The sequence below is a fragment of the Leptotrichia sp. oral taxon 215 str. W9775 genome, from assembly GCF_000469505.1.
In the GTDB taxonomy this organism is placed as follows: Bacteria; Fusobacteriota; Fusobacteriia; order Fusobacteriales; family Leptotrichiaceae; genus Leptotrichia_A.
The window spans coordinates 1-8,859 of the sequence record NZ_KI272875.1 but is presented as its reverse complement, the minus strand read 5'-3'; the positions used below and the strand labels follow the sequence as shown (position 1 = coordinate 8,859).

8 protein-coding genes are annotated in these 8,859 nt (G+C 29.5%); 2 read left to right on the top strand and 6 right to left on the bottom strand.

Features of this window, described 5'->3' with window-relative positions:
• Window positions 1-177 precede the first annotated feature (177 nt).
• Window positions 178-957, top strand: coding sequence for a DUF4037 domain-containing protein (locus HMPREF1984_RS10805; RefSeq protein WP_021768046.1), 780 nt, complete (start codon window positions 178-180; stop codon window positions 955-957).
• 538 nt (window positions 958-1,495) lie between these two features.
• Here the strand turns inward: HMPREF1984_RS10805 and HMPREF1984_RS11050 are convergent.
• The 3 genes from HMPREF1984_RS11050 to HMPREF1984_RS10790 form a co-directional block, all read right to left on the bottom strand.
• Window positions 1,496-2,299, bottom strand: coding sequence for a M15 family metallopeptidase (locus HMPREF1984_RS11050; protein WP_021768045.1), 804 nt, complete (start codon window positions 2,297-2,299; stop codon window positions 1,496-1,498).
• A 91-nt stretch (window positions 2,300-2,390) separates the two neighbouring features.
• Complete coding sequence (locus tag HMPREF1984_RS10795; RefSeq protein WP_021768044.1) at window positions 2,391-3,734, bottom strand: ComEC/Rec2 family competence protein; 1,344 nt, start codon at window positions 3,732-3,734, stop codon at window positions 2,391-2,393.
• Entirely contained in the window at window positions 3,735-4,280 is a 546-nt protein-coding gene (locus tag HMPREF1984_RS10790) for a type II secretion system protein (RefSeq protein WP_021768043.1), read from the bottom strand.
• 228 nt (window positions 4,281-4,508) lie between these two features.
• On the opposite strand from HMPREF1984_RS10790, the gene recJ reads away from it, so the two are divergent.
• A complete protein-coding gene (recJ, locus tag HMPREF1984_RS10785) occupies window positions 4,509-7,385 on the top strand; it encodes a single-stranded-DNA-specific exonuclease RecJ (protein ID WP_021768042.1) in 2,877 nt (958 codons plus the stop codon).
• 67 nt (window positions 7,386-7,452) lie between these two features.
• Here recJ and HMPREF1984_RS10780 read toward each other — a convergent pair whose 3' ends face one another.
• From HMPREF1984_RS10780 to HMPREF1984_RS10770, 3 genes are all read right to left on the bottom strand, one after another.
• Entirely contained in the window at window positions 7,453-7,875 is a 423-nt protein-coding gene (locus HMPREF1984_RS10780; protein ID WP_021768041.1) for a flavodoxin domain-containing protein, read from the bottom strand.
• A 168-nt stretch (window positions 7,876-8,043) separates the two neighbouring features.
• A complete protein-coding gene (locus tag HMPREF1984_RS10775; RefSeq protein WP_021768040.1) occupies window positions 8,044-8,283 on the bottom strand; it encodes a hypothetical protein in 240 nt (79 codons plus the stop codon).
• 307 nt (window positions 8,284-8,590) lie between these two features.
• The coding region (locus tag HMPREF1984_RS10770; protein WP_021767099.1) for an autotransporter domain-containing protein at window positions 8,591-8,859 on the bottom strand (269 nt) is incomplete at its 5' end.

The following is an 8,859-nucleotide window of genomic DNA, read 5'->3' as shown; positions in this document are numbered from 1 at the left end:
TATATTTTATTTTTGTAAGGTTATTCTATAGTTTCTTTTAAGTTTTGTCAAGCTCTATTTTTTCATTTTTCCATTTGGTAAATCTTAATTTACCTCTGTTTCCATTTGATAATTTTATTTTTTTATATTATAATTTTATAAATAAATTCAGGAAATAATAACAGGAGGAAGCGAATAATGGTAGAATTATTATTCAAAGAATTATCTGAACTAAAGGAAGTTGAAGCAATTGCCCTTGGTGGTTCAAGAGCGGGAGAAAATTATGATGAAAAATCAGATTACGATGTATATGTATATGTAAATTCGCCTGTCGATGAAAAAGATAGAAAAAATATTTTAAATAAATTTTGTAAATATATGGAAATAGGAAATCATTTTTGGGAATACGAAGACAATTGTATTTTAAATAACGGAATAGAAATTGATATTCTTTATAGAAATATGAAAGATTTTATGCAGGATATTGAAGATGTAGCTGTAAAATGTCAGGCCAGAAATTCATATACTACATGCATGTGGCATAATTTGCGTACATGCAGGATTTTATACGATAAAAATGGAAATCTGACAAAATACAAGGAAAAGTATTCATTTGATTACCCTGAACAGTTGAAGAAAAACATTATAAATCATCAGCTGAAGCTTATTGATTCATCATTACCTGCATACCCTAACCAGATAAAAAAAGCCATAGAAAGAGGGGATTCAGTGAGTGTTAATCATAGAATTTCAGAATTTCTTGCTTCATATTTTGATATGATTTTTGCCATAAACAGTCTTACTCATCCGGGAGAAAAAAGATTGATTCAGCTTTGTAAGAAACAATGTAAAATTTTACCTGAAAATTTTGAAGAAAATCTCGAACTTCTATTTTCACACATGTTTTCAAGGGAGAATCACTTACAATGTATTGAAGATATTGAAAACATTGTAAAAAATGTAAAAAAGATTATCTAAAAAACATATACAAAGTGTAAAAAAAATATATTTATGAATTATTTATAATTTCACAATGTAAAACAGAAAATGAATTTAGAAAAAATCAATGTCTGAGCCTTTAGCGAGTTTTTGATTTTTTCTTAATAAATGACTGTTTTACATAAGTGAAATTTTAATAAATGAATAAATATATTTTTATTTTATGTCTATTATTTATATTTTTTCTTTTAAGAGATCTTTTTTTATTTTTTTATTATATTTTTCCATCTCTTAGGTATTCCCATTTTTTTTAATATTTCTAATTGTTCTTCATAAGTTTTAGGGGTTTTATTAGACATTTTTTTCCTTTTTTTAATTTTTAGTTTTTTGTGTATTGCTTTTTATATAAAAACATAGTATAATTAATTCATAGTGAGCGAGATAAGTCTCTACGGAGTTCTTATCAGGTTACTTTTCTCCGGAAAAGTAACCATTTTTTTATTTATTCCCTCTCTGCAGTTTTTTATTTATAAAATTCTTCCAACTGTTATTAATTCAATTGCTTTGACTAGCTTTTTTACATTTCCTTAAATCCAAAATGCATATAATCTTTCTTTCTAAATTTTTCACCCCATACCCAGCCTCTTTTTCTAAACGCCTTTACAACATCACCATTAGGCTTTATGGAATAAGGATTTTCATGTGGATCCCATTTTTTACCTACAAGCACCCTTCCATCAATATCCACTTGAGGATTTTCTTCCGGATTTATATCTATGGCACGCCCTGTATTATGAAAGCTCCTTGAATTTTGACCTCTCCATGTATAGCCAATAAGACGCTTTACAGGAAACTTCTCATGGCCATTATATATTTCCCTGAATATCTCCTTTACATCAGATGCCAATACATTTAACACCTGTATTCTTTCTGTATCAGAAACCTTCTTCCCATCCTGTAGTCTCCACACCGGTACTTCCACCCATACCATATGTCTTTCAGCTTCTTCTTTTGAAGGATTTGCAAAATAATCTGCCAGTTCTTCCCTCACTTTGTTCAGAAGTCTCTCCTGATGACCTACATCTACACTTCTGTCATTATCATCTGGCGAAGCATCAGGCTGAGGCTCCTTAGACTTTGGCTTAAAAACCGATCTGATAAGATTATATGAATATAATTCTTCATCTTCCTGAATATTTTTTGACTGTGCTTCAATATTTTTAGAATTTTCTTTAGACTTTTGAATACTTTCAGACATTGAAATATTTGCTAACGACATAATTCCCAACATGACAAGTATAAAATTTCTTTTACATTTCCAGAAATTTCCTACACTATTTTTTCTTGTTTTTTCTGACATTTTTTCAAAATTAACTGGCATTCTCATCACCTCTCATATAATTTAACAGTATAGTGTAGCTTTTTTTATTTTTAATTTCATTTTATTTTCATGTGAAATCCATATCAAACATTTACATTATTTCCTTTTTAAGCTTAGCCCTATGTTTTTCCTGTATTTTCTTCTGCTTATCCATTACAGCATAACTTTTATTCATATACAGAATAATTATAACTAGAATAATATAATAAACCACAACAGACCATATATCCACCTTTCCTTTTATGTCAACCTGTAAAAGTGGAATCTTGTTTCCAAGTAAAATAAATCCTTCAAAACCGTTATAAAGAATCTGTGCCAATGGAACGAATAAAATATTCAGCACCTTTAAATAGAGAATATTACATAACGTAATAAAAAATAATACTTCTATCAGAATAGTTCCAAGAGGTACTCCTACTATGTTAAGTAAAAAGGAAAATAACGGAAGTTTATCAAAATAATAGAGGAAAAGAGGGATACTTGTAACCTGTATGGCTAAGCTCAGCAGCAGAAGTTTTACAGTATCTTTGGAAATTCCTACCTTCATTTTTCCTAAAAACTTTATTTCGCACAGTTTTTCTACTGGCGGATAAACAAATATTATCGCAATTACTGCCATATAGGACAGCTGCATAGATATATCAAATATTGCATATGGATTTAGCACAAGTATGACAACTAGTGAAACAAACAGTGACTTTTTACTGTCTTCCTGCTCAAAAAAAATTCTTGCACATATCATCATTGCTCCCATTATATACGCCCTAAGTATTCCAGGCGACATTCCTACAAGTGTACAGTAAAGAGAAAGTGCCACAAGGGCGGCTATATACTTTATTCTATATTTAATATTCAACGTGTCGAGTATTTTCACAATTCCCATTATTACAAGGCCAATATGTGAGCCTGAAATAACAATAAGATGTGCAAGCCCTGTATATTTAAACCTGTCCTTCATATCCTTTCCCACTTCAGACTTTTCTCCCAAAATTGCCGCACGTGAAAAAGCATACAGATTGTCCTCTGTAATAAAAAGTTCATCAAATATATTTAAAATGTATTTCCTCATTCCATTGAGTTTTGAACCCTTATACCCCACTATTTTCCCTTCAATTGTGAGGGAACCATTTTTTTCAGTAACTTTCCTTATTTTATATTTTATAAGGTAAAATCCATAATCAAAGTTTTTACTATTTTTTATGGAAGCCTGCTGTTTCAGGTATTTGTTATTTACCTTGAGCACAGAGCCTGTCTTTCCATCCATTTTCACATGAAGAACCTGTTCTCCTGAAAGTTCTCCCTTATAAGTTACAAAGTTAATGTAAAATATAAAGAAAACTATGCCTGCCGCTATTATTGCAGATGTTTTAAAAATATTGCTTATTGCAGTTTTATCTGACAGGAAAATACTCATTGTTCCAGAATTCTTTTTCATTTACAGTTCTTCCTCCCATAAATGTGATTTTGTATAATCATCCTTTACATTTATAGGTTTTTTTGCCCTGTAAATGCTTATTATGGGATATTTTGCGGCATTTATTGTATTTGTTGATATACGGTAATAAATCCTATCTCCCTTTTTATTTAAAAGGTAAACAGAAAATCCCCTTTCAAAATTACCTTCATCTGTTGTCCTTCTCGCAAAATCAGCATTCTTATCAGTATTATTTGTCATATATGAAATTTCCCCTGAAATAGCCATTTTATCAATTATATCCTTTTTCCCGGCTGTTTCTTCCATAAAAAATGCAGTATTTTTAGATATCTGGAAATCCAGTATATATTCCTTCCTGTTCTGCTGTGCATGCTGCTGAATTTTTCTTATGAACATGCTTATATTTCTTTTTTCCACTGCAAAGTTCTGTTTCATTTTCTGATTTTGCACGCTTATAGAAACAATTGTAAATAAAATTGCTGCGACTGACATATAAACTAAAACCTCAATAAGTGTAAATCCCTTCACCTTTTTAATTTTTTCCACCCAATTAACCCCCTATATTTTTTAATAAATTTTAATTTATTATTTATTTATTATATTATATTTTTATATTTTTAACAAGACTTTATTAAAAATTTATTTTTTAATAAATTTGATTATTCCTTGTTTTTTTAATATTAAAAAAGATTTTTTTTGACTTTACCTATTTCTTTTATATTAATAATATGTTAAAATAAATATGAAATAATATTTTAAAATCTAGGAGTTAATATGCGAAATACAAAATGGAATATAAAAAATATTCCAAAAGATAAAGATATAAAAATAAATAATATTCCTGTTGATAAAGATATATTGAAAATACTGTTTTCCAGAGGAATAAAATCTCCTGGAGAAATAAGGGATTTCTTAAATCCTAAGCTGGAAAATCTTCAAAATCCTAATAAACTCTATGATGTGGAAAAATCTGTTAAAATTATAAGAGAAGCTATCCGGAAAAATAAAAATATATGGATATATGGCGACTACGATGTTGACGGAATCACTTCAACTGCCGTTTTGTATCTGACACTAAAGGAACTGGGAGCAGAAAATGTCAGCTACTACATACCTATTAGGGACGAAGGGTACGGACTGAATAATGATGCACTGAAAAAAATCAAGGATTCAGGTGGAGAACTTGTCATTACTGTAGATTGTGGAATTACTGCTTTTGAAGAAATAAAATTTGCAAATTCCATAAATCTTCCAGTTATAATAACAGACCACCATAATCTTCAAGGAAAAAAAGTTCCTGAAGCACTGGCAGTCATTAATCCTAAAAGGATTGAAAATGAATATACATTTGAATCCCTTGCAGGTGTAGGAACTGTATTTATGCTTGTCCTGTCACTTTTTGAAAGCTACGGTAAAAAAGAGGAAGCCTTTGAATATCTGGATCTTGTATCCATAGGAACTATCGCCGACATCGTTCCACTTCTGTCAGAAAACCGTATTCTTACAAGATTTGGACTTGAAAAACTTCCCTTTACTAAAAACAGAGGGCTTGCCTTTTTGCTTTATAAACTATTCAATAGCGGTGAAAATAAAGGAAATAATCCAAAGTCAGAATATTCAACCTATGATGTAGGTTTTATAATTGCACCTGTATTTAATGCCGCCGGAAGGCTTAAGGATGCAAAAATGGTAGTAAAACTGCTGACTTCTGACAATAACCGGGAAATAGAAATTATAGTAAAGGAACTGATTAATAAAAATTTTGAGCGAAAAGAACTTCAGAATAGAATTGTGGAAATGATTGAAAAAAATATTGAGAAAAATAAAATCAATGAAGACTTTGTAATCATTGACTATTCGCCTGAATATCATCATGGAATTATAGGAATTGCAGCTTCTAAAATAGTAGATATATACTATAAGCCTGTCATTATTATGGAAGTCAAGAAAGACGAAGGAATTGCAGTCGGATCATGCAGAAGTATTGAAGGTTTCAATATTCTAAATGCTCTGCAGAGTATGCCTGAATTATTTGTTAAGTTCGGTGGCCATTCAGGAGCGGCCGGATTTACAATTCCAATTAAAAATATTGAACTGTTTAAAAGAAAAATTAATGAATATGCAAAAAAGATCCTAAAAGATGATGATTTTGTTAAAATTATAAATATTGATAAGCAGATTCCAATGCAAAAAATGTCCTACGAATTTTTCAAGACAATAGAACTGCTGAAACCGTTTGGTTTTGGAAATCCGATGCCTACTTTTCAGACTAAGAATGTGCTTCTGGAAAATATAAAGTTTATAGGGGAAAATAAGAATCATATAATGTTCGACCTGAAACAGAAGGGATTTGTAATTAAAAATGCTGTATGGTTCGGATCAGGGGAATATTTTAAGGAGCTTAATGAAAATCTGTTTTATGACATTGTATATAAACTGAAAATAGAGGAATTTCAGGACAGATACTATACAAAAGCATATATAGAAGATATGAAGGCTTCTGAACTGAAGGATGACACTCTTTTATACTATCATTCCCTTTACAATACTTCCTTCCCTATTAAATCAATATTTTACACGCATCTTGACCTTGATGTGGAAACTCCCCTCAGCCTGAAAAATGAATTTGACCAAATTTCCCTTTTTCAGGGGAGAAAATTTGTAGGAAGATTGGATTACAATATTTCCAATTTACTTATTCAGCTAAAAAAATATTTTAACTGGAACTTTACTGTCAAAGTTGAAAACATTGTAAAATCTTCAACTCACAATATTGTAGATATACTGATTAAAAGGGATTTCTCATTTGAATGTTATGATTATACTGATATTGGAATTTTCAAGAGAATAAAGGATTTCCTTATAGGAAATATGGAATATGACAGTTTTACAAAAAATCTGCTTTCACTGTTTTTCAGACAGAATAAGGATTTGATACTTTCATTTGAAAATAAGTCTTCAGAAAATTTCAAAAATAACCCGGAAAAGTATATGAAACCTGAAAATCTGATAAATTTTCTTTTGACTGTGGGAATATTTTTCATGAAAAAGACAGGGAAAAAGAGCCTTATTATTGTAAAAAACAGTAAAAATTCTATATATAACATTCCTTTTATCAAAACATACTTTGATATTGCTGTAAAATATGAAAATGAGCAGGAAGAAAACTATCCTTTTATACTGTTTTATAATACAGCATTTAAACAGGCTATGAAAAAAATATCTCCTGAAGATTTTATTCTTACGAAAATAAAAGATATTGAAGTGAAAGAGGATAATAATGAATTTACAGAAACAGAAAAAAAATCTTTAAATGCAGTCAATGAAATTGGTACAAGATTTTGTTTTTTTACTGATGCTGAAACAAAAGAAAAATTTATTTCAGATCTTTTTGAAAACAGTAAAATAGAAAACGAAGAAAAAAAATCTGAAATCAGTAACACCTTTAATCTGCAGACAGAATTTATTAAAAATAATATTTCAATACCTGAAAATATTACTTTTTTAAACACTTTGAAAAAGAAGGATTTAAAGGAACTGAAAAACATATATGTCGAATATCTTCCTCTCGAAAATAAAATAAAGCTTAAAGAAAAGCTGGATAATGGGGAATTGATATATTCTGATTACTCTGTTACAGAAATAATATAAATAAGAAAAAAGTTTCATCTCTAAATGCTATGAACATTAGAAATGAAACTTTTTTTATATACGGCTATTAGCTAACTATTGCTTTTCCATATTCTTTACATTTTTCGATTTTTTCATCATCATCTGGAGCAAGATTTATGATACATCCTTCTCCAACAACAGATACATCTGCGTTGTCTAATTCCTGTATCCACATACTCATGAAATCTCCTTCTCCCCAGTCATTTGACCCGAAAAGTCCTACTCTTTTTCCAGCTAATTTTTCTTTTACTCCTTCAATATAGTCAACCATTTCAGGTGCAACTTCTTCTGATCCTGTTGCAGGTGATCCAAATGCAACGAAATCAGCATCTACTGAACTTTCGTCAGCTGAATCTACTGAGATTACTTCTACTTCTGCTCCTGCAGCTTTTGCTCCTTCTTCTATGAATGATGCTATTTGTTCAGTATTTCCTGTACCACTAAAATAAATTATATTCAATTTAGCCATATTTTTTCCTCCTAAAATTTTTATCTTTTTATAATTTTATAATTACTCTACTAATTATATATTCTTTTTATTTGTATGTCAACATATTATTTTAGTAAATTACTCTAATTCCTATTCCACCTCTTATGTTCTGACCTTTTGTGTCATATCCTGCATTCAGTGTAAATCCTACTTTACACCTTCCATCCATGCTTCAGCTTCTTTTTCAAGAGATCTGTATTCTCTTGAAAAGTCTATTTTACCTTCTTCCTTTAATTTTTCAACATTTTCTGATGGTTTTATAAACTTATTTTCCCTTAAATATTCTTCAATATTATCCAATCTTTCTGTGTTATACTGTATAACTCTTGCATTTGTACAAGATAATAAAACTATTCCCATTATTATTGCCACTATTGCCTGTCTCATATTTTCTTTTCTCCTGTTCTGATATTTTTGTTGTTTATTTAAATAGTTATCATCTGATATATTTTTTTATCAAAATAAACATATTTATCATTTTGTTTATTTTTCATTTGAATTTCATTTGATACATAGCTATAATAACATATTTTTATAAATTTGTATACAATTTAATACTCTTTTTTTTCATTTTTTTTACTTTATTTAATAACAGAATCATAAACAAAAAAAGAAAGCTAATATAAATTTATACACTAACTTTCCTTTTTTCTATTTCAAATAATATTTTTTATTAACTTTTATTTTCAAGTAACTAGAAACTAAATCTCAGACCAGTTGTAAATACGTTATTTCTTCCTTTTTTCTCTATCTTTCCATCGTAGTTTACATACCATGCAAAACCTGGATTTACTTCCGTAAGAACTCCTGCTCCTACCCATGTCTGATTCTTCGACAGTCCTATTCCTTTTACTGTGAACTTGGCATTTGACAGTCCTGTATATGCCGCTTCAAAGCTTAAATCCTGTTCCTTAAATGCTCTCTGGTGTGTTACATACGCCTGGAATGTACTCTTGCTTCCAT